24 protein-coding genes are annotated in these 26,718 nt (G+C 53.2%); 10 read left to right on the forward strand and 14 right to left on the reverse strand.

Going from position 1 to position 26,718, the window contains the following annotated elements; all coding sequences use genetic code 11:
- The first annotated feature begins 59 nt into the window (after positions 1 to 59).
- The 3 genes from BLP79_RS12360 (at position 60) to BLP79_RS12370 (ending at position 2,940) form a co-directional block, all read left to right on the forward strand.
- The gene (locus BLP79_RS12360) at positions 60 to 794 is read left to right on the forward strand and encodes a DUF4145 domain-containing protein (RefSeq protein WP_090219400.1); all 735 of its coding nucleotides are present in this window, start codon (positions 60 to 62) and stop codon (positions 792 to 794) included.
- A 619-nt stretch (positions 795 to 1,413) separates the two neighbouring features.
- Positions 1,414 to 1,620, forward strand: a complete 207-nt coding sequence (locus BLP79_RS12365) for a cold-shock protein (RefSeq protein WP_090219548.1) — start codon at positions 1,414 to 1,416, stop codon at positions 1,618 to 1,620.
- 147 nt (positions 1,621 to 1,767) lie between these two features.
- Complete coding sequence (locus BLP79_RS12370; protein WP_090219402.1) at positions 1,768 to 2,940, forward strand: alpha-hydroxy acid oxidase; 1,173 nt, start codon at positions 1,768 to 1,770, stop codon at positions 2,938 to 2,940.
- A 4-nt stretch (positions 2,941 to 2,944) separates the two neighbouring features.
- Here the strand turns inward: BLP79_RS12370 and BLP79_RS12375 are convergent, their stop codons facing one another.
- From BLP79_RS12375 to BLP79_RS12385, 3 genes are all read right to left on the reverse strand, one after another.
- Positions 2,945 to 4,114 carry an MFS transporter gene (locus tag BLP79_RS12375; RefSeq protein WP_232716468.1) on the reverse strand — a complete coding sequence of 390 codons (1,170 nt, stop codon included), beginning with the start codon at positions 4,112 to 4,114 and terminating at the stop codon, positions 2,945 to 2,947.
- Between the two features lie 79 nt (positions 4,115 to 4,193).
- Complete coding sequence (locus tag BLP79_RS12380; RefSeq protein ID WP_170830494.1) at positions 4,194 to 4,892, reverse strand: HTTM domain-containing protein; 699 nt, start codon at positions 4,890 to 4,892, stop codon at positions 4,194 to 4,196.
- Entirely contained in the window at positions 4,889 to 5,317 is a 429-nt protein-coding gene (locus BLP79_RS12385) for a hypothetical protein (RefSeq protein WP_090219403.1), read from the reverse strand. Before BLP79_RS12385 ends, BLP79_RS12380 begins: the two co-directional genes overlap by 4 nt.
- A gap of 240 nt (positions 5,318 to 5,557) precedes the next feature.
- On the opposite strand from BLP79_RS12385, the gene BLP79_RS12390 reads away from it, so the two are divergent.
- Positions 5,558 to 6,181, forward strand: coding sequence for a 50S ribosomal protein L25/general stress protein Ctc (locus BLP79_RS12390; protein WP_090219405.1), 624 nt, complete (start codon positions 5,558 to 5,560; stop codon positions 6,179 to 6,181).
- A 38-nt stretch (positions 6,182 to 6,219) separates the two neighbouring features.
- On the forward strand, positions 6,220 to 7,095 hold the full coding sequence (locus BLP79_RS19985; protein WP_232716466.1) for a MarR family transcriptional regulator: 876 nt from the start codon (positions 6,220 to 6,222) through the stop codon (positions 7,093 to 7,095).
- A 157-nt stretch (positions 7,096 to 7,252) separates the two neighbouring features.
- Here the strand turns inward: BLP79_RS19985 and BLP79_RS12400 are convergent, their stop codons facing one another.
- On the reverse strand, positions 7,253 to 10,396 hold the full coding sequence (locus BLP79_RS12400; protein WP_090219407.1) for a 4Fe-4S dicluster domain-containing protein: 3,144 nt from the start codon (positions 10,394 to 10,396) through the stop codon (positions 7,253 to 7,255).
- 236 nt (positions 10,397 to 10,632) lie between these two features.
- Here BLP79_RS12400 and BLP79_RS12405 point away from each other — a divergent pair, with 236 nt between their 5' ends.
- On the forward strand, positions 10,633 to 11,097 hold the full coding sequence (locus BLP79_RS12405; RefSeq protein ID WP_090219409.1) for a MarR family winged helix-turn-helix transcriptional regulator: 465 nt from the start codon (positions 10,633 to 10,635) through the stop codon (positions 11,095 to 11,097).
- 68 nt (positions 11,098 to 11,165) lie between these two features.
- On the opposite strand, the gene BLP79_RS12410 is transcribed toward BLP79_RS12405, so the two are convergent.
- Both BLP79_RS12410 and BLP79_RS12415 read right to left on the reverse strand, forming a co-directional pair.
- Positions 11,166 to 13,253 (reverse strand): pyridoxamine 5'-phosphate oxidase family protein, encoded by a 2,088-nt coding sequence (locus BLP79_RS12410; protein WP_090219411.1) that lies wholly within the window; start codon positions 13,251 to 13,253, stop codon positions 11,166 to 11,168.
- A gap of 71 nt (positions 13,254 to 13,324) precedes the next feature.
- Positions 13,325 to 13,948, reverse strand: coding sequence for a glutathione S-transferase family protein (locus BLP79_RS12415; RefSeq protein ID WP_090219413.1), 624 nt, complete (start codon positions 13,946 to 13,948; stop codon positions 13,325 to 13,327).
- A 91-nt stretch (positions 13,949 to 14,039) separates the two neighbouring features.
- Between BLP79_RS12415 and BLP79_RS12420 the strand changes: the two genes are divergently transcribed.
- The gene (locus BLP79_RS12420) at positions 14,040 to 14,936 is read left to right on the forward strand and encodes a LysR family transcriptional regulator (protein ID WP_090219415.1); all 897 of its coding nucleotides are present in this window, start codon (positions 14,040 to 14,042) and stop codon (positions 14,934 to 14,936) included.
- Here the strand turns inward: BLP79_RS12420 and BLP79_RS12425 are convergent.
- The gene (locus BLP79_RS12425; protein ID WP_170830495.1) at positions 14,928 to 15,881 is read right to left on the reverse strand and encodes a LysR family transcriptional regulator; all 954 of its coding nucleotides are present in this window, start codon (positions 15,879 to 15,881) and stop codon (positions 14,928 to 14,930) included. The genes BLP79_RS12420 and BLP79_RS12425 overlap by 9 nt on opposite strands.
- Positions 15,882 to 16,006: 125 nt before the next feature.
- Between BLP79_RS12425 and BLP79_RS12430 the strand changes: the two genes are divergently transcribed.
- The 3 genes from BLP79_RS12430 to BLP79_RS12440 all read left to right on the forward strand — a co-directional run bounded on the left by BLP79_RS12430 (position 16,007) and on the right by BLP79_RS12440 (position 20,599).
- A complete protein-coding gene (locus tag BLP79_RS12430; protein WP_090219418.1) occupies positions 16,007 to 17,017 on the forward strand; it encodes a TAXI family TRAP transporter solute-binding subunit in 1,011 nt (336 codons plus the stop codon).
- Between the two features lie 116 nt (positions 17,018 to 17,133).
- Positions 17,134 to 19,347 (forward strand): TRAP transporter permease, encoded by a 2,214-nt coding sequence (locus tag BLP79_RS12435; protein WP_090219420.1) that lies wholly within the window; start codon positions 17,134 to 17,136, stop codon positions 19,345 to 19,347.
- Position 19,348: 1 nt separating this feature from the next.
- Positions 19,349 to 20,599: an NAD(P)/FAD-dependent oxidoreductase gene (locus BLP79_RS12440; RefSeq protein WP_090219422.1), complete on the forward strand. Its 1,251-nt coding sequence runs from the start codon at positions 19,349 to 19,351 to the stop codon at positions 20,597 to 20,599.
- 64 nt (positions 20,600 to 20,663) lie between these two features.
- Here the strand turns inward: BLP79_RS12440 and BLP79_RS12445 are convergent, their stop codons facing one another.
- From BLP79_RS12445 to BLP79_RS12475, 7 genes are read right to left on the reverse strand one after another with little or no spacing between them, the layout of a single operon-like run.
- A complete protein-coding gene (locus BLP79_RS12445; RefSeq protein ID WP_090219424.1) occupies positions 20,664 to 21,494 on the reverse strand; it encodes a Pnap_2097 family protein in 831 nt (276 codons plus the stop codon).
- Positions 21,491 to 22,747 carry an MSMEG_0569 family flavin-dependent oxidoreductase gene (locus BLP79_RS12450; RefSeq protein ID WP_090219425.1) on the reverse strand — a complete coding sequence of 419 codons (1,257 nt, stop codon included), beginning with the start codon at positions 22,745 to 22,747 and terminating at the stop codon, positions 21,491 to 21,493. Before BLP79_RS12450 ends, BLP79_RS12445 begins: the two co-directional genes overlap by 4 nt.
- Before the next feature lie 12 nt (positions 22,748 to 22,759).
- Positions 22,760 to 23,038 carry an MSMEG_0570 family nitrogen starvation response protein gene (locus BLP79_RS12455; protein ID WP_090219427.1) on the reverse strand — a complete coding sequence of 93 codons (279 nt, stop codon included), beginning with the start codon at positions 23,036 to 23,038 and terminating at the stop codon, positions 22,760 to 22,762.
- Positions 23,031 to 24,014 (reverse strand): sll0787 family AIR synthase-like protein, encoded by a 984-nt coding sequence (locus tag BLP79_RS12460; RefSeq protein ID WP_090219429.1) that lies wholly within the window; start codon positions 24,012 to 24,014, stop codon positions 23,031 to 23,033. Before BLP79_RS12460 ends, BLP79_RS12455 begins: the two co-directional genes overlap by 8 nt.
- Positions 24,011 to 24,562, reverse strand: a complete 552-nt coding sequence (locus BLP79_RS12465; RefSeq protein WP_090219431.1) for an MSMEG_0567/Sll0786 family nitrogen starvation N-acetyltransferase — start codon at positions 24,560 to 24,562, stop codon at positions 24,011 to 24,013. The genes BLP79_RS12460 and BLP79_RS12465 overlap by 4 nt, the downstream gene beginning before the upstream one ends.
- A complete protein-coding gene (locus BLP79_RS12470) occupies positions 24,559 to 25,659 on the reverse strand; it encodes an MSMEG_0568 family radical SAM protein (RefSeq protein ID WP_090219432.1) in 1,101 nt (366 codons plus the stop codon). Before BLP79_RS12470 ends, BLP79_RS12465 begins: the two co-directional genes overlap by 4 nt.
- Positions 25,652 to 26,638: a Nit6803 family nitrilase gene (locus tag BLP79_RS12475; protein ID WP_090219434.1), complete on the reverse strand. Its 987-nt coding sequence runs from the start codon at positions 26,636 to 26,638 to the stop codon at positions 25,652 to 25,654. The genes BLP79_RS12470 and BLP79_RS12475 overlap by 8 nt, the downstream gene beginning before the upstream one ends.
- Positions 26,639 to 26,718 lie beyond the last annotated feature (80 nt).

Below are 26,718 nucleotides of genomic sequence, written 5' to 3' on the forward strand. Positions count from 1 at the left end.
TAGGCACGGGGAGCACAAATGCTCCCCTTTTTTATTGAGGCTAAGAATTAGGAGAAAAGATGAATTGGACTTGCCCATATTGTCATCATGCTCAGGTCGTCACTAAGGAGACCGCCGCAACAATTAATGAAGGCTTCACTACAATCAAAACTGATTTAGGCCATATAGGGCTATATGCCGAAGCGATCGTCTGCGCGAATCCCGATTGTAATAAAGCAACCGTTTCAGCTTCCATAGTTGCAGGCCATTTTAGCCCTAGTACCCGCAAAGTTTACATTTCTCACAGTGACTTTCGCACTCACCACAAAATGCAATTGCTTCCAGAAAGCCTCGCGAAACCTCAACCAGAGTACATCCCTCAGCCACTGCGCGAGGATTACATCGAAGCTTGCCGGATACGAGATTTGAGCCCTAAAGCATCTGCAACACTAGCCCGCAGGTGCCTTCAAGGTATGATCCGAGACTTTTGTGGCATCTCAGAAGGAACACTGTTCAAAGAGATCCAAGCGTTACACGAACGCGTTGTCGAGGGAAACGCACCGAAGGGCGTGTCTGAAGATAGTGTCGAAGCAATCGATCATATTAGAAAGATTGGCAATATCGGTGCTCACATGGGAAAAGATATCAATGTCATCATAGATGTTGAACCCGAGGAGGCTCAAGTCCTGATTGAGTTGATCGAAACGCTATTTGATGAATGGTATGTCGCACGCCAAAAACGCGAAGACCGCATTGCGCGCGTGAAGGCAATCGCAGACGAAAAAGCCGGACAAAAGCTGATATCTCAGAGGTAACACAAGGCCCGTGCCTGACCTTGGGGAGGTGCAAATGCGCCTTTCCGGGGGGAAGGTTAGGTGCGGGCCGTGACACTGCGTGCCACATCCCAAGGGACCACCTTGCCAATGTTCCAAGTGTGGGAAGGTTGGCGCGTTTGGGCTCCGCCCGCCCACATCTCGAACAGTCCCCCGGACTGTTTGTCCCTTCGGGAGCCGATGTGAACTCCACGGGGGAAGCCCGGGCCACTTCGCGTCACGTCCTACGGGACATCCTGCAAACCGTGCTGAGTTCGCCTTATTCACGCTCTCACATGGCAAAACGTCATAAACACCGCCAACAGCCATCAGCGTGAATGGAAATAATACACTCATCCATAGCGCGCGTCGGCCCCATTCAGTGGGACGCAGGTTTTCATTTGTGATGCGAAACACCACCACCGTTCCTTATCCGCCACAGAAGCAGGGAATGGTCGCACGGTTTTCCTTGCCCCAAAGAGAATCAACTGGCATAGATTTTCCTGCTACTGCTTCTATCGACGTTCTGTCTCCCCCACTGGGCGGCGTTCAGTCTTTCGATCAAGGCGAACGCCAGGCTGCCGCAGGAGCGCGGGCAGCGTTTACAGAATGGAGATCTCTCATGCCTACAGGCACCGTAAAATGGTTCAACTCAACCAAAGGTTTCGGCTTTATCGCACCTGATGAAGGCGGAAAAGACGTTTTTGTACATATTTCTGCTGTTGAGCGCGCAGGCCTGACCGGTCTGGCCGACAACCAGAAAGTGACCTACGAACTGCGCGCTGGCCGTGATGGCCGCGAAAGTGCAGATCAGATTGAACTGGCCTAAGCCAGATTCAACCACGTTTGAGACAGCCCGCCCTTTGGCGGGCTGTTTTCGTTTGAAGGGTTAGAATCGGACAATAAAATTTACCATTGCGCCAAAAACCCCACATTGGTAAATAAAAATAACCAATCAGAGCGCAAGAGGTGCATCATGCCTGTCATCACCAACATCAACGATCTAAAGCGCATCTATGAACGACGCGTGCCCCGTATGTTTTTTGATTACGCAGAAAGCGGCAGCTGGACCGAACAGACCTTTCGCGAGAACACCAGTGATTTTGATCAGATCCGTCTGCGACAGCGTGTGGCAGTTGATATGGCAGGGCGCTCTACTGCGACGCAGATGATTGGTCAGGACGTGGCAATGCCGGTCGCGCTGGCGCCTGTTGGGCTGACGGGTATGCAATGTGCGGATGGAGAAATCAAAGCCGCCCGCGCTGCAGAGGAATTTGGTGTTCCTTTCACTCTCTCTACCATGTCTATCAACTCGATCGAGGATGTGGCCGAGGCGACGACAAAACCGTTTTGGTTTCAGCTTTATACGATGCGGGATCTCGATTATACCGCACGCCTGATCCAACGCGCCAAAGATGCCAAATGTTCCGCACTGGTGATCACGCTGGATCTGCAAATTCTTGGGCAGCGCCACAAAGATCTGAAAAACGGCCTGTCTGCCCCGCCAAAATTAACCCCGCGCACCATTGCAAACCTGATGACCAAATGGCGTTGGGGCATCGAAATGCTGGGCGCAAAACGACGCCATTTTGGCAATATCGTTGGCCATGTCGAGGGGATCTCTGACAATTCGTCGCTTGGCGCCTGGACAGCTGAACAGTTTGATCCAAGTCTGGATTGGAGCAAGGTTGAACGCCTTATGGAGATGTGGGGTGGCAAGGTCATTCTGAAGGGCATATTGGACGCTGAGGATGCGCGTATGGCTGCCAAGCTCGGCGCAGACGCGATTGTTGTTTCTAATCACGGCGGGCGTCAGCTAGACGGCGCGCTTAGCTCTATCCGTATGTTGCCAGAAATCATGGATGCAGTCGGGGACCAGGTTGAGGTTCATCTGGACAGTGGCATACGATCAGGTCAGGACGTCCTGAAAGCGGTCGCCCTTGGCGCAAAGGGCACGATGATCGGGCGGGCCTTTGTATATGGTCTTGGTGCGATGGGGCAGGCAGGCGTTACACAGACACTAAACGTTTTGCACAAAGAGCTGGACACCACCATGGCGCTGTGTGGCGAAAAGTCAGTCGAAAATCTGGGGCGTCATAACCTTTTGGTTCCCCAAGATTTCGGCGGCCGCTGGCAATCCAACACCTAAGGCTTCAGGTTTGAACGGGCTGCCCGCCTCTTGCAAAAAACCGAAGGGCGGGCACCAAGACGATGGCAATCAGGGCCAGCAGCGCACCTAAAATTGTAAAGGCCATGGGCAAACCAAAAGCCTGTGCTAGAAACCCCATTAAGGGGGGGCCAATGAAAAACCCGGTGTAGCCAACAAGCACCACACGCGAAATCGCAAGACTGCGCTGGCCTGCAGGCAGGGTCTTTGCGATCCAGACAAGCGTCATTGGTGCCGTAATCGACACACCAAAACCAATCACGGCAAAGCCCATATAAACCAAGGCCGGTGTTGGGGCCCATGCCGCCAAAACAGCGCCCAAAGCTGCCAGCGCGCCTGCCCCCTGTAATGCGCGGCCCTCAGAAACAAAACGGGTCAAGACCTGCCCCGTCAGCCGTCCAATCCCCATTGTGAACCCCAAAATCGCAGGCCCCATAGCCCCCTCTGCCGCGCCAACGCCCAGACTGCGTTCAAGGTGCAGCGCCGACCAGCCCTCCGTCGCTTGTTCAGCCATAAAACCGATCAATGTCACCAGACCCGCACAAATCAACAAAGGTTTAGAGAGCCCAAACCCATGGCGCGTGCCTGCTTCATCTGAGTTGGAGATCTTATCTTCATGGCGCAACCCCGGCGTCACGATGAGGGTTCCCAAACCAATCAATGCAAAACACACGATAGGGGGAATACCTGCCTCGCGCATCAGTCCGGCACCAATTGCGGCCACGCCGTAAGAAAAGGAATATAAAGCGTGATTGAGGTTCATAAGCGAGCGCCCTGCCTCAACTTCAATCCCGCTTAGCCGCGCATTCATAATCACATCCAAGAGGCCTGATGTTCCCATCGCAAGCAACATCGCCAGTGCAAAGAACGCCCAACTGTTCGCAAGCCCCGGCAGGATAAAGGCTGCAACCATTGCAACCGCCCCCCCGACCATTGCATAAGCGCCAAGCCCGCGGTCCACTTTGGGCGCAATCCACATAGCGCCTACCGCACCTGCAGCCCCGAACAGCAGCGCAAGCCCAAAATCAGCATCATTCAACCCGGCCTGGGCTTTGATCCAAGGCACATATGCCCCAAAGACACCCCAAAACATTCCCATGGCGATAAAAGCACGGGCGGGAATACGACTGGCAATAATATCATCACGAATGCTCATACGGCAGCTCTGCCACGCGCCTGTTTCCATAGGCAACCAGCGCTGCGACACTCGATCGTCGTTTTCAAACTATTTGAAATCACCAAACAGGTATAGCGACCTCAAAGACGCGTTCTTGAAACCAGATGAGAGAGGGGTATGCACAGAGCCAAATCCAGAAGAACCGGTTTAACCCAAAGAAACACGCGTTGGATAAATGAAAGGCGGCGGTACAGAGCAACGCCAGCTGTAGGGCTTGTGCATTCAAAAGCGTCAGCGGAAACAGCACTTCTAACAACATGACGGCCCAAGACATTAGAAACAGAACCAAACGCCGGTCTGCCCAGTCTCTGAGCCCTTCGCTCACAGGATAGGCCGAAAACCGGAACACATCGCTGAGCGCACGCCCAGATTGCCATTCTGGATTGACGATCTTGATCCAACCAGACACAAAATAAGACAAAACAAGCTGCACCGCGAGATACGCAAGCGCCATTTCAGCCCAAAAGACATTTGGGGCCAGATGGGCCAGCGAGACACAGCTTAAGATCAGGATCGTCATCTTGTCACTGCCGCCGTTATAAGGCCCCTGGAACCTGTGAAGCATCAGCACACTGATCCCCCAAAGCCCCCAAACCGCCACAGGCCCGAACACCCCGATGGCAAGACAGGCACAACACACAAGACGCAGACCAAAAAGCCAAGGGCTGTGGCGTACGCTCAGATGTTCAAGGCTTTGCTGGGCAATCACAAAGGCAAGCATCAGCTCAGTCAGGCGGAGTGTGTCTTCAAAGCTCACGCCAATGCCTCCGCCCGCGAGATACGCGCGCTCTCATATTCGACCGACTTTATAATCTGGTCTTCTTCGCGGGAAAGGAAGACCAAGCGAAATTGAAAATCCACCTCATGCTCTGGTAAGGTCTGTGCGATACGGCGTGCCAATTCAGCGGCACTGTGGACAGTAGGCGTATCAATCAATCGCTCCGAGCAGCTGACCATAAACAGCTGCTCATTCCAGGCCGGGTTCCAAAACAGGCGGCGGATCATCTGTAGCGTCCCAATGCGCGCAGGTCTTGGCCGATCTTCGCACCACTCCCCCCAGCTGCCACGATAAAACAGGCGATATTCAACCCGTGGAGACGGGGCGACGGTTTTGAAAAACCGCCAAGACGGGATCAATGCGGGCAGCAGCAGTCCAAACAAACGCAACAGTGACAGCAACATCAGGGGCGGGCTCTTGTAACAGGTTGTCGTGCTATCCTAGCCGAAGTGGATTAACACCCGCTTGCCAAATCCTGATTGCTTCACGTATCTCAGAGAGGTGATTTTAGCATGCTCAGACCGCTGGGTAATGGCCCGGCAGCTTTCGCTCTTGCCAGAATCTTCAATCCATACTAAGGGGGCAGCTTCACGCGGGGTGACAGCCTTGGAGGCACCCTGCCCTTATTACATTGGAGATTACTCATGGCAAAAGAGATTCCAGATCTCGTCGCCGAAGTTCGCGCGGGGACAGGCAAGGGCGCCGCTCGTGCAGCACGTCGCGCAGGCATGGTTCCGGGTGTTGTTTATGGTGGTGACGTTGATCCACTGGCAATCCAGATCCCTTTCAACGTTCTGTTGAAAAAGCTGAAAGCTGGCCAGTTCAAATCCACACTGTGGAACCTGAAAGTTGAAGGTCAAGACGACGTTCGCGTGATCTGCCGCGACGTTCAGCGTGATGTTGTTAAAGATCTGCCAACACACTTGGATCTGATGCGCCTGCGCCGCACCTCAAAAATCAACCTGTTCATCCCTGTTGAATTCGTCAACGAAGAAGAATGCGTTGGCCTGAAGCGCGGCGGTGTTCTGACCGTTGTCCGCTCCGAGGTTGAACTGGTTGTAACCGCTGGTGATATCCCAGAGAAAATCACCGTTGACCTGACCGGCAAAGCCATCGGCGACGTGATCAACATCTCTGACGTTGATTTGCCTGCTGGTGCGAAGCCAACCATCGACCGTGACTTCGTGATCGCAAACGTTGCAGCACCTGCTGGTTTGGCGTCTGCTGACAGCGAAGAAGAAGGTGAAGAGGAAGCCGCAGAGGCATAAACCTCGGGTCATACTCTTACAGATTAGAAACCCCCGGCATGACCACATGCCGGGGGTTTTGCATTCCCGACCTCAAAACACAATTTTGGACTGATTTTGATCAGCTCCCTAATCTGCATATCCATATTGTCAAAGTGCGCATGCGGCCTTTGGCAATTGCGATGAAAATCCCCATCTACAACCTGAGCGATGCCATTGAAACACAGCAATGGATGCAGCATTTCATTGCCAAAGGTCTGATCAATTATGAGCACATGATGTCACAGGGAGTTTATTCTTTCTGTGATGAGGTGACGATCGCAGATATTTGCCTTATGCCTCAATTCTATAACGCCAAGCGTTGGGGTATTGATCTTGCCTCGTCGCCTAAAATCCGAGAAACGGTTGCCCGGCCGGAAAAGCTGTCTGCCTTTCAGCAACACCCCCGGGTCAAACCCCGCACGGAACACGCTAAGACCAGAGACCCGCCGATGACACGCAATGAAAGCTACAAGCTGGATGATTTCCTTCCCTATCTGCTGAATCAGGCCGCAGATGCACTCAGTTTAACCTTTCAAAAACACTATCGCGACACGTATGGCATGCTGCGCACGGAATGGCGGGTGCTGTTTCATCTGGGCAGTTTTGGCGATCTGACGGCTAAAGAGATCTGTGAGCGCTCTAATATTCACAAAACCAAAGTCTCACGGGCTGTGACTGCGCTTGAAACCAAAGGGTATCTGGCGCGCCAAACTCTAGAAAATGATCGCCGCCATTCCGTGATCACGCTCACGCCAAAAGGTCGTGAGGTTTTTGAAGATCTACGGTCTAGGGCCATTCACTTTGATCGTGAACTCAAGCAGGGCATGACGGAAGAAGAATACCAAACCTTGCTCAAGCTCTTAGGGCACTTTTTAACATTTCACAAAAAGTAACCCCGGCCCCAATGAAACGGCGCTATCTGTGCCGCGCGCCCGAAGCGCCCAGATATAGGGGCTCGGCCTATTTCCAAGCGGAAAGCAGTGCTTTTCTTTAACATCAGGTGTAATAGGGCAACTGGTCATCCCGTGTATATGCGTGAAACACTCAAAACTAGAGATCCAATTCAAGAACCGCATCTGGTTCTGCAGCGCGGGATTGGCACGTGATCATTGCGGTCTTTTGCTGGCTTTTGGACAGTACATAATCGCGGTGCTCCACCTCACCAGCAATCACCCCGCATTTACACACACCACAGATCCCATCCGCACATTTGATATCAACTGGCACGCCATGTTCCACAAGCACATCTGCAGCTGTTTTATCTGCCGGAACATCTAGCAGCTTGCCTGATTTCACCAGTTTAATCTGAAAGGGATGATTTTCATATTCAGGTGCCTCAGGAACATTGAAATATTCCAGATGGCGGTTGTCTTCCGGAAACCCGCGCCGTTCTGCCGCATCCATCACCGCCTGCATATAAGGTTCAGCGCCACAGGTGTAGACATGCGCTCCTTCTGCATAGGTCAGAATCTGATCAAGATCTGCGCGCCCTCCTTCGGAGGAGATGTGCAAATACACATTGTCGGCCCAAGGCATCGCCGCAAGATCTTCCAAAAACCCCATCGTTTCACGTGAGCGTCCCGAATAGTGCAGTTCAAACGTAGCTCCAAGGGCGTGTAGACGATGCGCCATGGCCATCATTGGTGTAATCCCGATGCCACCGCCCATCAGATAAGATTTGCTGCCCTCTTCCTGCAGTGGAAAGTGATTGATCGGCTTTGAAACAAAGATTTTCCGCCCCTCACTAAAGATCCGGTGCAGTAACGCAGATCCGCCGCGCCCGGCATCCTCGCGCAGGACGCCAATCTGATAGGTGCTGCGATCTGCGGGATCGCCAGACATGGAATATTGCCGCAGAAATTCGGGGGCGACAACGATATCCAGATGCGCACCGGCCTCCCAAGCGGGTAAATCGCTGCCATCCAGGCTCTGCATTTCATATTTTGTAACACCGTCAGACATTGCTTCGGCTTTGGTGATCTTGACCTGCAAAACAGGGCTGTCAGAAAAATCTGGGCGTTGATGCGCCCCACTCGCGTCTCCATTCTTTAAACGCAGTTTGTATTCATCGGCAGTAATCATCGCTTGATACGCCTCGATGCCCGCTTCGCGGTCCATCGGATATGGATAGGCATAAGGATGCGGCGCAAGATTTGCTGGATAGACGGCAAGTGTCTGATCTTTGTACTGAAGGTCCAGATCTTTCTGAAGCGTGCGCGCGTTCACAGGTTTGTCGGTTGGCCGATAGCCGCCATCCTCCTGTATTTCCAGGTCCCACCACCATTTCTTGGTTGTGTTCAGCGAGCCCCGATCCAAGAGGTCGTCCAATTTTGCCAAAGCTGGCGCAGTGCCCGGCAGCTTCATTGCGGCCCAGCGAAATGCACTATCTGCCAGAATACCTTCAAGGTTCCAGGGGCACGTTTTCATACAGCGACCACACATAGCGCCCCCCGGCGTGGTAATGCGATAGGTGGTGCACTTTTGGCTGTCTGATTTCCAGATCTCATAGCCATTGAACATCAGCTTTGGCCCTGCAGTAATAGCTCCAGATGGGCATTCGCGGGCGCATTTCTTACACGCTTCGCAGAATTTCTGCAGACCAAAATCAATCGGTTTATCGTGTGTCATCGGCAAATCGGTTGTCACAACACCAGATTTCAGACGCGGGCCCAGATAGGGATTCAGGATCACTTCACCAATGCGGCTGACTTCTCCAAGACCAGAAAGCAACAACAGTGGCGGTTGCAGAACTTCACCATCCATCACCGTATGGGCCTTGGCCTTGTAGCCAAGGTTACGCAGCTGCTGCGCCACCACACCGCCCAACAAAGAGAACCGCAGATAGGCGCGCATTGACATCGCAACCGCGATCCAATCGTCTCCAGATGAACCCTCCATCGTGTCATAACCCTGATCGATGATCATGCTAATCGCCTGATCATGGGGCGGTTCAATCGGCTGCCCCGCGGCATCATGGGAATACCACGACCAGTCTGGACAACGCGAAATCCCAACCGCATCGACACCCAGATAATAACTGGTTGCTTTGATCAGATCATGCGCGATCTGCGGATCCACTTTTTCCTGAATGGGGGCTGGGTCGCCATCCTGCAGCAGGGTAAAAGCCCCAAGCGCGCGACGCTGGGCCATAGACGGCGCAGATTTACGCACATACAACCCACCCTTTGCCCCCTCTTGCACATGTTTGCCCATATCGCCAAACAAGGCACGGCTGAACATATCGGTACGTTTGGGAACGCGTGGCACACGTGCTTCATCAATGTACGTCGTCGGGTTTTCTACACGTTTTAATGTCTCAAAAGGATGCAAACCGTCCTTGTATTTGCGATCCGCATAAAGCGGAGCTTGCGCCTTTGGCAGCTCTGCAAGCGGCAAGTCCCCCGCAAAGGCAAAATCTGTCGTTACAACGGCAAGCCCAAACCCAGTGCCGATGTATGGCGCAACAAGCTCACCCCCTTCGACCTTGGCAGTGCCAGCAGCAACCGCAACACGGCCAAGATCCACATCTGTTGAGCTCATTGTATGTGCCCGTGCCTCATGACCCAGAAGACGCAGATAATTGGCGATCACCACGGCTGTCTCAGCCGCCAGCAATGCGGAACGGTGCGCATCGGCATCCTTGATCCACTCAGTTCCCGGCTCATCCATACCGGGCGCACGCGGATGTGCATATAAAAACACCAGAGCATGGGTGTGGCTGTTCAAAGACCGCGCGGGAGCCTCCATCGACTCTTTCAGATCCGCCATGATCAAATCTATGCCAGAGGCAAACGTCTTGACCTGTTTCGTCCGTAGATCTTGGGCCAAGCGGTCAATATCCGGGTTGCGCACCGGATGTGGTAGAATCGCCTCTTCCGGTAATTCACAGGTTCCGACAATCGAAGCGTCACTGAAGTAGCCAAAAGCTTTCAAATGCTCGGCTCGCTCAACAGGATCTTCAGGTGTTGCAGCGACAGATTTGTTAATCAACCCATCCCGAATGGCATCTAGCATGGCCTGATGATCTGTCATCGCATTGACGATAGAGTTTGGTTGTTCAGGACGTTGGAACCGAAGGGGCGCAAAGGCAGGCACCTGTGCCAGATTTACGCGAGGCGCACGTGCAAGCGTTTCCAATTTCAATCGGCCCAGATGCACCGGTCGATTTTTGGCGGATAGCAATTGCAGTCCCATAACAACTCCTCTGTCTTTATACGTATGCCAAGCACACCACGCTGACGATCCACATATCGCGACCTGATATAACCATGTGCTGGCACAACGAGAGAAAATGTATCCTCTCATTTAATTACCATTGATAACTATTAACGAAGCGATAATCTCGTCAAGATAATATTTACATTCGCAACCAATATTTATTAAATAAGAGCAGTCGCCCACATCGCCACGAAAAACAGAAAGTATGATCCGTGACCAACGCGCACGTTCAAGAAATCTATGACCTGCACAGTCGGCTGGGTTTTCGGCTCACGCGGCTTTCAAATCTAATGAAAGCCCGGCTGGATAAAATCCTTGCACCACATGGTTTATCGCGCCTGTCATGGTGCGCACTAACGGGTATTGGACTCCAGGGTATAACAACACCCAGTCAATTGGCGGATCACATTGGCATTACACGTCAGGCGGTATCACGTCTTTTGCTGCAAATGCGGAAAAATGGGCTCGTCGAACAAAGCTTTGATACATCGGACGGGCGCGCACGTCGGCTAACTTTGAGCACCTATGGCAACGAAAAGCTCGCACTTTGCCATCCGCTGGTGGATGAAAATCAACAGTATTTTGCTTCCAAGATCTCTCAATCAGAGCTGCATCAGTTCAACCAGACAATTGATAATTTGCTAGACGGGGAAACAGCAAGATTGGATGAAGTATAGCAAAGCAAGATAGATAGGCCGACATGACGATGATCCGCCTATCTTTGATGTATTTCACACAGCTGGTACTACAGATCCAGCTCAATAGGGTGATCTTCATCCGCGGGGACCGCGCAACAGATCAGGACATCCCCCTGTTCCGGTTCAAATTCTGGATCTGTGCGATAAAGAACCTCACCACTTTTCAATCGCACTGCACAGCTTCCACATGAACCACGGCGACAACTGGAATTTGCGGTTATGCCGTGTGCTTCCGCAAAATCCAGAAGCGTCCCATCAGAAGGTCTCCAACGCTTTGGATCCGCCAATGAGGTGAATGAGACCATAGCAACCTGAGGCTCCTGAACGGAAGGGCTGTCAATAACCTCTTCCTCAGCACGCCGCAAAGAGGCTGGGCCGAAAGATTCAGAATGGATCCGCAGATCACGCACGCCCAGATCAATAAGCAGATCATAGGTTGCCTGCATAAAGGCCGGAGGCCCACACAAGTAGAACTCATAATCTGCAAGTGGCAGCAAGCTTTGCAACAATTCGGCTGAGATCCTGCCGTGTGCATGGAAATGCGTGCCGACTGCCTCTTCACTGGTCGGTTGTTCAATCAAAGAGACATAACGCAGCTCGCCTTGGGTTTTTTCCTGCAACTGGGTGAATTCATAGGCAAAGGCCCGCTCAGACGTGGTGCGTGCAGCGTGGATGACTGTCATTTGTCGCATGTGACGGCGCGAAAACCCATCTGAAACCGCTTGTCGCGCCATTGAAATCATCGGCGTGATCCCAACACCCGCTCCAATCAAAACCGCAGGGCGTGTTTCAGCCGTATCCAACACAAAAGCGCCTTGAGGGCTGCGCGCGTGAAGGATATCGCCTTCTTTCATAGAGCTATGCAAATGCGATGAGACCACACCAGCAGGCAGATCATCACGCGCATCTTCGCGTTTGACCGAAATTCGATACTGCGCATCAGAGGGCGCAGACGAAAGTGTATAGGTGCGCATCATCGTACGGTCGGCCCCTTTTGGACGCACCTTAATTGGTAAGTATTGCCCAGGTTTAGAAGGCAGGCAGGCTTTTCTATCCACGGGTTCAAGATAGAAAGAACGAATTACACAGCTTTCATCTTGAATGCGTGTGATCCGAAAATCGCGCCATTCCGTGCGGGCTGCCTCTGCCGCCTGCCGTTCTCCTGCTTGTGTCCAATTCCCAGTAAGACGTGCATTGGGAGAGGCCTCCCCTTCTGCGAAATTCAAGGGGGATGCGCCAACCAGCCGTTGACCATGGGTCAATGTAAACCGCCATGCACGTTCCGCCCCTTGGAAGGCAGCCACTTCATCGGTCATATCCCAAAGCAGTTCAACTGTGCCTGTCAGCTGGACCAGATCGCCCGTCTCAAAATCAACAAAAAGCAAACCAGCCTTTGGATTCACCAGAAAATTGCCCAAAGTGTTAAATGCAAAGTTGCCGATGAAATCCGGCACCGTCAGCGTATCACCGTCAACTTTTACAAATCCCGGATTGCCGCCCCGGTGGTTCACATCAACACCACCATTGATCCGTTTGTCATCTTTGGGGTTGTTACTGGCAACAAAGAAGGTGGCGGATCGTTCAATCAACGCGCGGATGTCATCCCCAATAGCGCTAAATTCCTCGCACGGCCCTTCAAAAGGCAGGCTTGGATCACGTGAAAACACCATATCACGGGTGTGAATATATTGCGGGCAATTGCCAAAGGATTGCACCACATCCACCAGCGTATCCCCGCCTTCATGACTGCGCACCACGCCATTCAACCGGTTGCGACGTCGTGTTGGCATTTCCAGTCCAAGATAGCTTACCGATGCCTCGGTTTGAACATTATCGATATAGGGATCACCCGTCATGGCGAACCCCTTGATCGAAAGCGTTTTGGGATCTGGAGAGGAAACAAACCCAGGTTGCCCAAACAGGATCGATGCCCATGGCTGTCCAGTATGATCCACACTACCAGCAATAAAAAACGGCAGCTGTGCGAAAAACTCTCGATGTTGCTCAGGCATATAGGGCCTATGGATGAACCGCCCCATGCGTTCTTGCCGTTCTGCACGCCCCAGACGCGTGTGTAATTCCACCTCACCTGGGTGATAAGGCGATGCGTCTTTATCCCAGCCAGACAGCTCCATGGTACGTCTCCTTTTCCAGGTCCGCGGGCGTATGCATGACGCATCAACCCGCGGCATAGATACATTCGCGTTTAGTCTGCCGCCGCCATCAGGTCTTCGATGCGAACCATACCTGGCAGGCCCTCGATCGCTTCAACCCGTGCAATCCAGGCATTGATTGCAGGATAGGCTGACAGGTCAAATCCACCTTCAGTAACCCGTGCAACATAGGCATAACAGGCCAGGTCTGCAGCGGTTGCCGTCTCACCAGCCAACCAGTCATTCTTGGCCAAATGTGGCTCAAACAGCGTATCATACAGTGCTTTGGTTTTCGCTTTTGCAACTTCGGGGTCCCCAGGCATGCCAAATAGCTTGATCGCACGCACAACAAAGGGGCCATTTTGGACTTCATTTACGGCAACAGAGAGCCATTCCTGCACACGCGCAGACTGCAGTACGTCTTTCGGGAACCATGCGCCTTCGGTGTCAAATTTACCCGCGATATAGGTCATGATCGCGATGGAATCGCGCAGTACAGCATCACCATCACTGAGAACTGGAACTTGCCCCAAAGAGTTCATGGCTAGGAACTCCGGTGCTTTATGTGCGCCCGCTTTCAAATCGACGGTCACATATTCATAGTCTACTTTCAGCAGATCAAGCAGCGCCTGAACGCGGTGGGTATTGCCAGAGAGAGGGTGGCCATAGAGTTTCATGGTGTTTTCCTATGCTGGATAAAACAGTTGCATCCCCCATTGTCTAACGCAGCAATGACATACAGGATATTTAGTGGTATCCATATACACTATGGAGAAAACTGATTACCTTAACATCGATGGGCATCAATTGCGTATTCTGTTGACGATACGTGAAGCCGGGTCCTTATCAGGTGCTGCAAAAATACTTGATATGAACCAATCTACCATCAGCTACTGGCTGGACCTGCTGAGAAAGCGAACAGGGGACCCCCTGTTTGTCCGCCATGGAAATGGGGTAGAACCCACCGCACGGGCGAGGGATTTATTTCCCGCAGCGGAAGCTGCCCTGCGCCAAATCGAAGCCATGTTTGAACCACAGCTTTATGATCCAGCTGAGGATCACGGCGTTCTGCGTATTGCCTGCACTGCGCTAGAACGCGACACGCTGTTAAAGCCTCTGATCCATCACGCCCAACAGGTTGCGCCAGCCTTGTCTTTTGAATTGCCGAATTCCGGATCCTCGTTCCAACTGATTGAGCGCCTCCGCCTTGGGACGCTGGATGCCGTATTTATGCCTGCCGGGTCTTCTGAACGTGACGGTATTTTGCAGCGAACACTTTCCCGGTTTTCTGATGCTGTGTATTTTGATCCCCAATATCCGCTGGAAACCGATAACCTTGATGCCTTTTGTGATCGCCCTCAGGTCCGTGTTGCATTTGGCCCGGATGCGGGGTTTAGCATTGATCGCAAACTGACCAAGATGGGACGCACGCGCCATGTCGCTGTACAGGTTTCAGATTTTGAATCTGCTCTTGCATTGATTGCGGGCACCCGACTCATTGCGACGTTGCCAGCCTTACTTAACCGCCAAGGTTTGCAAAAAATTGCCCCCCCATGGGAGAATCCGCAACGTGAATTGGCGCTTTATTGGCACGCACGCAATCAAACCTCTGCACGACACAGATATTGGCGAGATACACTCGCAAAGCTTGCAAAATCAGACTGAAGCAGTCTGTCCGGGATAGGCCAAATCCTGAACCTCGGCGAAAATCTCAGCCAGATGCAAACGCCAGCCAGATAAAATATGTTGGGCGGTTTGTGACATTGGGCGATAGCGTGGTGACAGGATCGCATAGTCATACAGGATCTCTTCTCGGATCGGACGAAATACGATATCAGCGCCCCCCCCTTGCATGGTGATCTGAGTAAATGCGGAAAGTGGGTCACAAATCACAACACATTGCCCTTGCTGTACAAATTGCATCAGCGGCAAAACGATCTGGCTATCAACTTTTCGCACAAACGCTACGTCATGTTCCACAAACGCGCGCTGCACCCGTTCAAATAGCGGATGTCCCTTGTGCAACGTCCCCTGTGGCACCCCATCCAAGTCTGCAACCGAAACAACATCTTGCCTCGCAAGGGGATGTTGTCTGGGCAATGCACACAAACACGGCGCCGTCACACGTTCTTCCGCATAAAGCGCACTGGGATCCAACTGTTCGACCGCATCTGCAAAACCGAAATCAAGCGTTTGCGCCCCAACCATCTCGCGAATTTGCTGTGAAGACCGGGAAGAGAGTGAAATTTGGACATTGCTATTGTCCAAAGTGGCTTGCGCAATAAAACGTGGGAACACCAGCGTTGACGGGCCAGGCATCGCCGCTACATTCAATGCGCCCCCCTGTCCAAGGCTGAGCATTTTCATCGTCCCCTGCACAACATTCAATCGCTCAAGGATCATCTGCGCTTCGGCAAACAGATATTGCGCCTCTGGCGCCGGGTGCAAACTGCGTCCCTCGCGCATGAAGAGTTTCACGTTTAACAGCTCTTCCAGACTTTTGATCGACAGGCTGACAGCAGGTTGGGTGCGTCCAAGATTGCGAGCAGCCTGAGAAATAGAGCCCGTTTTCATGACTTCGCAAAAGGCAGACAGTTGAGGTACGTTCATATAAAAATACATAAAACAAACTTATCAAAATACAAGAATATAAAATTTGTAATTATGATTGCGCGTCGTAAACTGACCGTCATGGATCGTAGAATCCAATCGAATTAGACCACAGGGAACTCGCTATGAGCAAAATGAAGACATTTATTGGCGCGGTGCTTGCGACCACCATTCTTGCTGGTGCAGCAGCTGCACAAAGCCCCACATTTTTCCGTATCGGCACCGGCGGTGCTGGCGGCACTTACTTCCCCATCGGTGGCACAATCGCGAACGGAATTTCCTCCCCTCCCGGTTCGCGCGCCTGTGACGAAGGCGGCCAATGCGGCGTGCCTGGCCTGATTGCAATTGCACAATCTACCACCGCATCCGTGTTCAACAATGCCGCCGTTCAAAACGGTGAACTGGAAGCGGGTCTTGCTGCGGCTGACGTGACACGCTCCATGTATCTGGGCGAAGGCAAGTTCGAAGGCAAAGCACACCCCAAACTGCGCGTCATCGCCAACCTCTACCCAGAAGATCTGCATCTGGTGATGCCAGAAGGCGCTGAAATTGGCGATCTGGGCGATCTCGCTGAAAAACGCGTCGGTATTGCACAGGCTGGTTCCGGCACCCAGGTAGCCGTTCTGCAGATGCTGAACGAATGGGGCGTAACCCGCGACAATATGAGCGAAGCAGAACTGAACCAAGCGCAGTCCGCCGAACGCCTGGCCGACGGTCAGCTGGATGCCTACTTCTATGCGGCAGGTTGGCCTGTAGCGGCGATGGTGCAACTGGCATCCACCAAAGGTATGGAGCTGCACTCCTTCTCTGATGAAGATCTGGCAAAGATCAATGAGCTGGTTCCGGCCTACATTCCGTCAAAAATCCCCGCAGGCGTGTACGAAGGCATCGACTATGATGTGAAAACCCCTGCTGTATCTGCAATGCTGGTTGTGTCCTCTGATCTGGACGATGAACTGGTATATGGCATCACCAAAGCACTGTGGAACGACAACACCCGCAAGCTGCTGGACAATGGCCACGCCAAAGGCAAACAGATCACTCCTGAAAGCGCACTGGATGGTGTCGCGGCCTTGGGTGTTCCATTGCACGCTGGTGCTGAACGCTTCTACAAAGAAGCCGGACTGCTGAAGTAAGCCTCACAATTCCTTCCCGCCGCGCAGCCCACCCGTGCAGCGCGGTCAACTTGAGATGGCAGGCAGTCGATTGCCTGTCATCTTTTATTTTACGCCCCAAAACAGAGTTGTTTGTCATGACGACCACACCGGACACGGCCGACCGTGACCTCACGGCCGAGGAATTGGCCGAGATTGAGAAAAAATATGACGAAGGTGCTGCCACGCGCGAAGTTGGGCCAAAATTTGGCCTGTTCCTGCGCGCGGTTTCGCTGGCCTTCGCCATGTATCACTACCTCACAGCAGGATTTTCCCTGCCGCCAGATCATTGGCACATGGGCTGGCATCTCAGCGGCCTGTTCATCCTGACCTATGCCCTGTTTCCCGCCTTCAAAGGCAAAAACGCTTTTGCACTAAAAACCGGCCCATTGCGTTTGGGCGGTGTGCCTTATTTCGACATTCTGTTGATGATCCTCGGCGTCTCTGCTGCACTGTATCTGGGGATGGCCTGGCGTGGCATACCGCTGTTTGGCATCGAAGAGCAGACCTTTCGTATGGGCAATCCCAACTCCTACGATATGGTGTTTGGTATCATTATCATCCTACTGGTTCTTGATATCGCGCGGCGCACCCTAGGCTGGGTTTTACCTGGCATTATCTGCGTCTTTATTGCCTATGCGCTGTTCGGCCCCATTTTCCCCGGCATTTTGCAACACCCCGGTGTGAAGTTCCGCACCTTCGTTTCATCAATGTATTTCCCTCAGGAAGGCATCTTTGGTGTGACTCTCTGGGTGGTATCTACCATTGTATTCCACTTTGTGCTGTTTGGCGTGATTGCCCAGCGCACCGGACTGGGGCAACTGTTTATTGACAATGCATCCATTCTTGCCGGTCGTTATACCGGCGGTCCTGCAAAAGTTTCAGTTGTGTCCTCTGCCTTTTTCGGCACCATTTCAGGCTCTTCCGTGGCCAACACAGTCTCAACCGGGGCGCTCACCATTCCCAATATGAAACGTCTGGGATACCCCGGTCATTTCGCAGGCGGTGTTGAGGCTGCGGCCTCAGCTGGCGGTCAGATTACGCCCCCGATTATGGGCGCTGCAGCCTTCATAATGGCTGAGTTTCTAGAGCTTCCCTACACCACCATTGTGATTGCCGCGATCTTCCCTGCGATCTTGCACTATGTGGGTGTGTTCACCGTTGTGCACCTGATGGCACGCAAGCTGGACCTGAAAGGTCTGAGCAAGGAAATGCTACCCAAATTCAAAGAGGTATGGGCAACGGGCTGGGCCAATCTTGTGCCCCTTGTCGGACTGCTTGTGGTGCTGTTTTCGGGATACACCCCCTTCATGGCAGCCTTTTGTGGCATTTCCCTATCGCTGGTCGTGGGCATGTCCCGCATCAAAGAACCACTAACCCTGGTCTATGCCGCGCTGTTCGCTGGATTTGCTTTATGGAAGTTCTCAAACGGTGGTTTTGATCTGACGATCACATCCGTTCTTGTCATTGGTGCGATCATTGCAACCTTTAACCCGCAAGACCGCATCAAACTGCCGCAGATGGCAGAAACCATGGAGCTGGGCGTGAAATATGCGCTGGCCGTTGGCGCGGCCTCTGCTGCGGTGGGCATCGTTGTGGGTGTGATCAACACCACCGGCGTTGGCTTCCGTATCGGCTTTATGGTGACACAGGGTGCAAGTTCATTAGCTGATAGCATCTTTACACTGACGACCTTCGGCAACTGGGCACTGTTTGCAGTCGAAGATCTGACGCTGTTTATCTCGCTCGTCTTTATTGCGCTTGCCTGTATCCTGATGGGCGCAGGCATTCCAACCACCGCGTTGTACATCATGCTGGTATCCGTGGCGCAGCCTGCACTGGCACAGTTGGGGGTTCCCCCCATCGCAAGCCATATGTTTGTGTTGTACTACGGGGTTGTGGCCGAGATTACGCCGCCGGTCTGTACATCTGCCTATGCAGCAGCTGCGATTGCGAACTCTAACCCGTTCCGCACCGGGATCTCAGCCTTTACGCTGGGTCTTGGCAAGGTGATTGCGCCGATGGCATTTGTCTATGCACCTGTGCTGCTGTTTGTCTCCTCAACCGGTTTTGATCTGTGGGAATTCACCTATACCGCGATCACCTGTATCGCAGGCGTGGTAGCCCTTTCTGCCGCAGTCGTTGGCTATTGGCTTGCGCCGATCAGGACATTTGGGCGGTGGCTTCTGGCGATTGCAGGTCTGGTGTTTATTGCACCGACGCTGCAGGCAGATCTGGTGGCCCTGCTGATTGCAAGCCCTGTGCTGATCTCACAATTCAGCCAGATACGTCGTCAGGGGGCAGCAGCATAAGATGCCTGAGACGATTACTATCATTGGTGCAGGTATGGTTGGTATCTGCACCGCACTCTCCCTCGCGGAGCGCGGACATAAAGTGCAAATCATTGACAAAGCTGCCCCCGGCCAGGGGGGAGCTACCTTTGGGAATGCCGGAATCATCTCCCCATGGTCTCTGCTACCTCAACCCGTGCCAGGTATTTGGAAGAACATTCCAAACCTCATCTTTGGAGAGCACAAAGTCCTGAAACCACGGCTGTCTATGTGGCATAAACTGGTGCCATGGGGGCTGTCTTTTCTGCGTCATGCGAACACAAAGCAGGTCTACGCCAGTGCAGAAGCGATGCAATATCTCTGCGAACCAAGCATCGATATGTACCGCCAGCATCTCAAAGGCACCGGTGCCGAAGATCTGGTGCAATCCAGCTGGTATATCCATGCTTTTCGCACCGAAGAGATGGCAAAGCGCTGGGATGAAACGGCAATTGACTACGTTTTGCGGCGCGCGTTTGGGGCAAACATTGAATGCATCAACGCGGGTGAACTGAAAGATCTGGAACCCGCCCTTGGACCAGTTTTCAAAGCGGCGGTCCTCGTCAAAGACCAAGCACGGGCACGTGCTCCCGGACGGATCGCCGAGGTTTTGTTTCAAAAAGCGTGCCAAATGGGCACCGAACTGATCCAGACCGAAGTCCGTCACATCGAACAAGAGGAAGGTGACTGGCGCGTCATCTGTGCAGATCGCGACATCACAACCTCGAAATTGGTGCTGGCCACAGGCGCATGGAGCGCAAAGCTGCTTGAACCATTAGGCATCAAAATCCCATTGCTGGCGGAACGCGGCTATCACGTTGAATTCTCCAATCCCGGTGCTGAGCTCAAGCATTCGGTGATGGATGTTGACGCAAAACTTGTCGCATCCTCAATGGAAGGCGGCCTACGTCTGGCTGGGGCTTCGGAGTTCTGTAAAATCGATGCCCCGGTAGACCCCAAACGTCAGGCATTGATGGAACAACAGGCCAAAACGATGGTACCTGATTTGAACATCAGTGAGGGCAACCTATGGATGGGGCACCGCCCTTCCCTTCCCGACAGCCTGCCAATGCTTGGCACCTTTGAGAACAGGTCCGGGCTTTATGCGGCATTTGGCCATTCTCACTATGGCCTTATGATGGCACCGAAATCCGGCCAAGTCGTGGCAGATCTTGTGGAACAACGCACACCCAATCACGATCTGGCCGCCTATAGTACAAAACGTTTCGCTTAACGCAAAAGAGCGGCCTATATCAGGTCGCTCTTTTTGCTCATGCGCCGCTGCCAGAAGCACCAGATTAAAATCGTGTACACATACAATGCGCAATCTTCTGAGATGCGACACCCACAGCAGGTGCAGTCCACAATTCTTGCGCGTTGCCAAGCGGATCAGAACACGCGCCAAGCAACGCGTCCCCCTGTTCAATATTGCCAAAATAATAAATCTGCCGCTGACGGATCGGCGCCCAAGGGCGGCGAGGGTTGAGCCTGCTATCCAGTTCGTCAAAAAGCCGCGTGAAGCTTGGAAAATACAACAGCCCCACGGCGTTAAAGTCACTGCCGACGCTGGGAAACAGTGGCGCGGTCTGGCTCATCTTTTGCGGCTGGCCGGATCGCAAAGATTTAACGTGCTGGCTGCTCTTTTTGGCAAACCCATCAGGTGCGGGCAGCAAAACCGGCACCAGACGCGGTGTGACCCTGCGCACGCTTGCATTTATCCCTGACTCAATATGGGCAACAAAGGTCGAAACCAATCGAAAGCTCGCAACCTTTACGCCCTTTACATACAGAATGTGGTTGGACTGAATGCGGCTGCGCCCCGCAGCCCATAGGCTGGAGTGTAGCTCTATTTCAGCACCAAGGCTGACAAGATCTGGCTGAAATTGCGCAAACTCAGTCGCACAAAACGCAGCATACATCTGCCGTCCGGCCTGATCGCGAAACACCGTTGTCTGTTGCCCTAATGCGCGGGCAATCAGCTGCCAATGAACATCACCCAGATGTTTAAGCCACCACACTTCTGCCAACCCTTTGGGCGCAAGCTGCGCCATGCCCAAAGACAAGGTCGCACGATGGCTTAAAGCAGAGGCTTCACCTCCACACCTTGCATATGCAAGCGTTGCGCTCACGACACCGCTCGCAGGTTCGCTTTTGCCTTGTTTGCAATCGCATCCACAAGATAGCGGCTGTCTTCATCAATCCCAAGAAAACGACCGGACCCCCACGTGTTCAGCCAGCCAAGTCCGATGAAATAAAACCCTTCTTCCTTGCACACGCCACGCTGATAGACTGGACGCCCCAAGTCATCAAAGACATCCACCTCAATCCAGCCGTAATTGGGGCGAAACCCAATCGCCCACAAGATTGACGTGATCCCTTCTTTTTCACAATCAATCTCAGTGATTTCCTGCTCGGGCTGCCAGAGCTTTTCAAACGCAGGTTCGATTGGGGCATCAATATTGTGCTTGGCGATATAGTCATCAATCACCTTGCGAATGCCAACGTAGCTATCATCGGCATCATCCAGATTGGTTTCCAGATCGGGCAGGAATTGCACCTTTGTGCCTTCCATACCGCTGACAGAACCATAAAGAGAGACACCTTCATTGGCGAATTTGCGCAAATCGATCTCATGCCCGCCATCGCGGCCAGTCATATAATGGTTGGTCTTTGATACCGCATGTTCAGGGTTTGGGTGTTTGTCGATGGTCATATGATAATGCCCCATCTCATACAGCCAGTCCGTCGCATCCCGACCGCGATACATTCGCGGAGATCGTGGGGCGGGGCCAACAGCCAAATGAACATTGCGCCCCTTCAGGTGCATGTCTTCCATCAACTGCACACCGGATTGACCTGTCCCGACAACCAGCGTGCCTCCCTCAGGCATCTGTTCTGGGCGGCGGTAGTCAACGGAATGCATCTGCACAATCGAAGGATCAAGGTTCTTTGCATAAGGTGGAACAATCGGATTGTCGTATCCACCTGTGGCAATCACCACTTGATCGGTAGAATAATTGCCCTGGCTGCTATCCACCAAATAGCCTCCACCGGCGCGTTTGGTGATTTTGGTCACCTCACAATTTTCAACGATCGGCGGATTAAACGTTTCGGCAAAAGCATCCAGATAGTCGGTGATCTCATCTTTCACCATAAACCCTTCAGGGTCCGTACCCTGATACGGAAAATCGGGTAAACGGCACTGCCAGTTTGGCGTCACAAGACAAAACGTATCCCAACGGTTTACGCGCCAGGAATGGAACTTTTGATGGCGCTCCAGAATGACGTGATCCAGCCCTTCCCGAGAAAGGTAATAGCTGACAGACAGGCCCGCCTGACCGCCGCCGACAATAACAACAGATTTATGTTCACGATGGGTCATGAGGACGGCTCCTTAGGTAATCGACAGGCAGGTCACATCTGCCGGTGCGGAATATGTGCTGGCTTTGCGTTCAATCTGGGACAGTTGTGCATCCGCATGGCCGCAGCGACTGCCATATTTGGCTTTGACCCGCAGGCTTGCACTGTCCAGCGCTTCACGGCATAGCGAAACAAATTCGTCGAGCGCATAGGTGGTATCAGCGGTCAGATATTGGCGCACAACGGTCGAAGGAGAGTAGCAGTGCTCCACCTCACCATCAGGCCAACGAACAGAAAAACGGGTTTCAGGCATAAGAGGCCTCTTTTTGTGTAAGGTTCAAATACGGCGTGCGTGCATAATCCCAAAACAGGGCGCGCCCATCACGACCAGACAGATGCAGGGTTGAACCTTCGGTGACGTCCCCACACACAGAGGCCGAAACGCCCTGCGCCCGGAACGCTGCACAGACGGCATCTGCATTTTCAGAGCGCGCAGTCAGTAAAAAGCCAAAGCTTGGGAAACTGCGCAGCCAGCGGGCCAGGTCCACGCCCTGTGGCCGTGGCAAAGCGTCATGTTGGATATCAACGGCAACACCAGAAGCCTCCGCCAGCATCAGTGCGGTGCCCACGATCCCACCCTGACTGACGTCTTTGCCTGCACTCACAAGTTCGGCTTCGGCGAGGTTGGGCAAAATTTCCATGTTGCGCCGCAAGGCCTCATGGGGCGTGGTCAGGGCGGCGTTCCAGTTGTCAAAGGGTTCACGATAACTGCCCCTTAAATCCATCGCGCAGATCAACACATCGCCAGGCCGTGCCTGAAAGCTAGAAATCACGTGTTTAGCCTGCCCCAATATAGAGACTGACAATTGCAATTGATCCGTGTGTAAATTGGTATGCCCTCCAACGATGGGCACCCCATAGGCCTGCGCTGCAGCTTTCATACCAGCCAGTACCGGCTGAGCCTGTTCCGCATTTTGGGCCCATATTGCATTGGTCACGCAGCGGGGGCGTCCACCCATTGATAGGATGTCCGAGATGTTCACCATCACACCACACCAACCCGCAAACCATGGATCTGCCTGAACAAAAGCGTTGATAAACCCTTCGCAAGCAAACAGATCATACCCATTTTTTCCCGGCAGCACGGCACAATCATCGCCGGGCTGCCCTTCGCTGGTTGCGGTCAGTCCCAAGGTTGCTGTGCTTTGGGCGATGTCCAGTTTGCTGCGGATTGAGGGATGATCACGCAGCGTTTGCGCGATCTGACGAAGATTTATCTGCGCGCTCATCTTACACGTCTCCGCCGCGGCGATAGTGCTTTCCATCCGACAAAAGGATCTGGGATTGGCGGATAGGCTGCCAGATCAGCCTGCATCTCCATATGGGGCACGCCATGCACCTCGATTTCTCGCAAAGGAACCCAATGCAGCCGCTTGAACAGCGGTACATTCTGCATCTGAACCTGTGCTAGAAACCGATCACAGCCGCGCCCATGTGCCGTACAAACGGCAAGCTGGATCAGCTCTGCCCCTAATCGCCCCATTCGACGATGAGAGCGTGCAACAGCAAGGCGCGAGCCGCGCCAAAGCCGTGGTGCCTCTTCATGGATGCGCACGGTTCCCACCACCTGGTCGGCCTCGCTTGCCAATGTGCTGATCGCGGCCAAAGGCAGCGCATGATCGTCAATTCCATCGCGATCATGATCAGCAAAAATACCCTGCTCCTGCACAAAGACCTGATGGCGCAGCTCTTCGACGCCGCGCAGCTCCCAAGGTTGAGCAGCCGCACGGATAATGAAATCAGGGGATAAAAAGGCGCGAGGGTTCTGGAAGCTCATGACGCTTTCAACTTTTCATAAGTCGACAAAGCAGAGCAGGCGCCGCATTTTGCACAGCCAGCCTTAGCGGTTTCCGCGCTCATACCCGCGCGCAAGATCATTCCTGACAAGGGCTTTAAGATGCGTGCCATGAAGTCCGAGCTCGGCGCTGGGTGGCTTTCCAATGGGGTGCCAGACACAGGCACAAAAGGCACAACAAAGGGATAAACGCCAATTTTGCACAGCTCTTGTGAGGTTTTCAAAATCGCCTCAGGCGTATCGCCAAGCCCTGCCAGAATATAGGTCGACACCTGTCCGCGCCCGAACACCTTTACCGCGGCTTTAAAACTGTCAAAATATTTCTCAAGGCTGACCTGCGCCTTACCGGGCATGATACGTTCGCGCACTTCAGGCGTGACCGCCTCTAGATGCATCCCAAGTGAATCGATACCTGCACTGAACATACGTTCGTGCCAGATATTATCTTCTGGCGGCTCGCACTGGCCCTGAATGGGCAGGTCAACAACCGCTTTGATCGCCTTCGCGCTGTCCACCATGACGGATGCACCACGATCCTTACCCGCGGGTGTCCCCGTGGTCATGACCATGTGTTTCACACCGTCCAGCTCGACAGCGGCTTTGGCAACCTCTGCCAATTGTTCAGGCGTTTTATGCGCAATGGTGCGCCCTGCAGCAAGCGACTGCCCGATAGAACAGAACTGGCAGGTTTTCTTGCGGCTTTCATAACGAATACAGGTTTGCAGAACCGTGGTGGCTAGAACATCCTTTGAATGCAGGGTCGCGATTTTGCTGTATTCAATGCCATCGGCTGTTTTGAGATCATAAAATTTAGGGCGTGACGGAAAGCGGATTTTGCCCATAGGCGCGCCCAACTTAGTGACCTCTGCCATGCCATCCGGCCCCGGCGCCTGCACCACGTATGGGCTGTCAAAAGCCGGAGCCGTATGAACCGGCACCATCACGGTGGTGTCACCGACGGTCACCGCCTTATGATCTGTTGGACCTGCGCCCCCGCGGCGGCTTTCCATACCCGCGGTTGGATCGACCAGCCGCATACCGCGTGTTTGCAGTTCATTGATGAATTCAGCTTCAGACATCTTCGACCTCCACATCAGGAGCAGGAGTTGCAATCAAACTCGATGGATCTTCGATACGGTGAACGGTCTGCGCAGGGCGCGCATCATGCACCAGATGCAACAATTCGGGGCGCGCATAATGGCCAACGCTGTCCATCATACGCTTTCGCTTGGTCACAAGACGCATATCAAGATCAGCAATCAGGATACCCTCTCCGTCTGTCAGCGGCGGCACCACATGGCGTCCTTCAGGAGAGATGATGCAGGTCATGCATCCGCCGCGCAGGCCTTTTTGCAATACAGGATCATCAGAGACACTTGCGATTTGCTCTTCGGTAAGCCACCCTGTTGAATTCACAACAAAACACCCGGATTCCAGCGCATGGTGGCGCATGGTGATTTCGATCTGTTCGGCAAAAATAGGCCCCACCAGACTGCCGGGAAAATGGCCTACATGGATTTCCTCATGCTGGGTCATCAGCGCATACCGTGCGAGTGGATTGTAATGTTCCCAACAGGCCAATGCACCGACACGGCCAACTTTGGTCTCAACCACTTTCAGGCCCGCGCCATCGCCCTGCCCCCAGATCATACGTTCATGGTAGGTGGGTGTGATCTTGCGCCGTTTCAGAGCCAGCGTGCCATCTGCATCAAAGATCAACTGGGTATTATAAAGCGAGCCATTGTCACGTTCATTCACCCCCAAAACCACAACAACACCGCGTTTACGCGCTGCATCCGCAACGGCCTGCGTTTCAGCAGAGGGCACAACAACCGCCTCTTCATACAGGCGCAAATGTTCTGCACCTTGCTGAATCGGCGGTAAAACAAATGAAAAGTACGGGTAGTAGGGCACAAAGGTTTCTGGGAAAACGATCAACTCAGCGCCTTTTTCAGCGGCTTCTGCAATCGCGTTTAACACGCGTTCAATCGTGCCAGCCCGACTTGTCAGATCAGGCGCGATCTGCACAGCGGCGGCGCGGACGATGGGAGCGGACATGATATCATCCTTTGTGCGGGAAAAGGGAGCGACGCCATTGCCGCCAATTACAAAGAGGAAAGAAAAAACCAAGCCAGCGC

It is taken from the genome of Epibacterium ulvae, assembly GCF_900102795.1.
GTDB classification, from domain to species: Bacteria; Pseudomonadota; Alphaproteobacteria; order Rhodobacterales; family Rhodobacteraceae; genus Epibacterium; species Epibacterium ulvae.

Bases quoted from the DNA above. Each gene is read 5' to 3' on its own strand.
- BLP79_RS12360 (WP_090219400.1), top strand. From the start codon at position 60: ATGAATTGGACTTGCCCATATTGTCATCATGCTCAGGTCGTCACTAAG.
- BLP79_RS12365 (WP_090219548.1), top strand. From the start codon at position 1,414: ATGCCTACAGGCACCGTAAAATGGTTCAACTCAACCAAAGGTTTCGGC.
- BLP79_RS12370 (WP_090219402.1), top strand. From the start codon at position 1,768: ATGCCTGTCATCACCAACATCAACGATCTAAAGCGCATCTATGAACGA.
- BLP79_RS12375 (WP_232716468.1), bottom strand. From the start codon at position 4,114: ATGAGCATTCGTGATGATATTATTGCCAGTCGTATTCCCGCCCGTGCT.
- BLP79_RS12385 (WP_090219403.1), bottom strand. From the start codon at position 5,317: ATGTTGCTGTCACTGTTGCGTTTGTTTGGACTGCTGCTGCCCGCATTG.
- BLP79_RS12390 (WP_090219405.1), top strand. From the start codon at position 5,558: ATGGCAAAAGAGATTCCAGATCTCGTCGCCGAAGTTCGCGCGGGGACA.
- BLP79_RS19985 (WP_232716466.1), top strand. From the start codon at position 6,220: ATGACCACATGCCGGGGGTTTTGCATTCCCGACCTCAAAACACAATTT.
- BLP79_RS12400 (WP_090219407.1), bottom strand. From the start codon at position 10,396: ATGGGACTGCAATTGCTATCCGCCAAAAATCGACCGGTGCATCTGGGC.
- BLP79_RS12410 (WP_090219411.1), bottom strand. From the start codon at position 13,253: ATGGAGCTGTCTGGCTGGGATAAAGACGCATCGCCTTATCACCCAGGT.
- BLP79_RS12415 (WP_090219413.1), bottom strand. From the start codon at position 13,948: ATGAAACTCTATGGCCACCCTCTCTCTGGCAATACCCACCGCGTTCAG.
- BLP79_RS12420 (WP_090219415.1), top strand. From the start codon at position 14,040: ATGGAGAAAACTGATTACCTTAACATCGATGGGCATCAATTGCGTATT.
- BLP79_RS12425 (WP_170830495.1), bottom strand. From the start codon at position 15,881: ATGAACGTACCTCAACTGTCTGCCTTTTGCGAAGTCATGAAAACGGGC.
- BLP79_RS12430 (WP_090219418.1), top strand. From the start codon at position 16,007: ATGAGCAAAATGAAGACATTTATTGGCGCGGTGCTTGCGACCACCATT.
- BLP79_RS12435 (WP_090219420.1), top strand. From the start codon at position 17,134: ATGACGACCACACCGGACACGGCCGACCGTGACCTCACGGCCGAGGAA.
- BLP79_RS12440 (WP_090219422.1), top strand. From the start codon at position 19,349: ATGCCTGAGACGATTACTATCATTGGTGCAGGTATGGTTGGTATCTGC.
- BLP79_RS12450 (WP_090219425.1), bottom strand. From the start codon at position 22,747: ATGACCCATCGTGAACATAAATCTGTTGTTATTGTCGGCGGCGGTCAG.
- BLP79_RS12455 (WP_090219427.1), bottom strand. From the start codon at position 23,038: ATGCCTGAAACCCGTTTTTCTGTTCGTTGGCCTGATGGTGAGGTGGAG.
- BLP79_RS12460 (WP_090219429.1), bottom strand. From the start codon at position 24,014: ATGAGCGCGCAGATAAATCTTCGTCAGATCGCGCAAACGCTGCGTGAT.
- BLP79_RS12465 (WP_090219431.1), bottom strand. From the start codon at position 24,562: ATGAGCTTCCAGAACCCTCGCGCCTTTTTATCCCCTGATTTCATTATC.
- BLP79_RS12470 (WP_090219432.1), bottom strand. From the start codon at position 25,659: ATGTCTGAAGCTGAATTCATCAATGAACTGCAAACACGCGGTATGCGG.
- BLP79_RS12475 (WP_090219434.1), bottom strand. From the start codon at position 26,638: ATGTCCGCTCCCATCGTCCGCGCCGCCGCTGTGCAGATCGCGCCTGAT.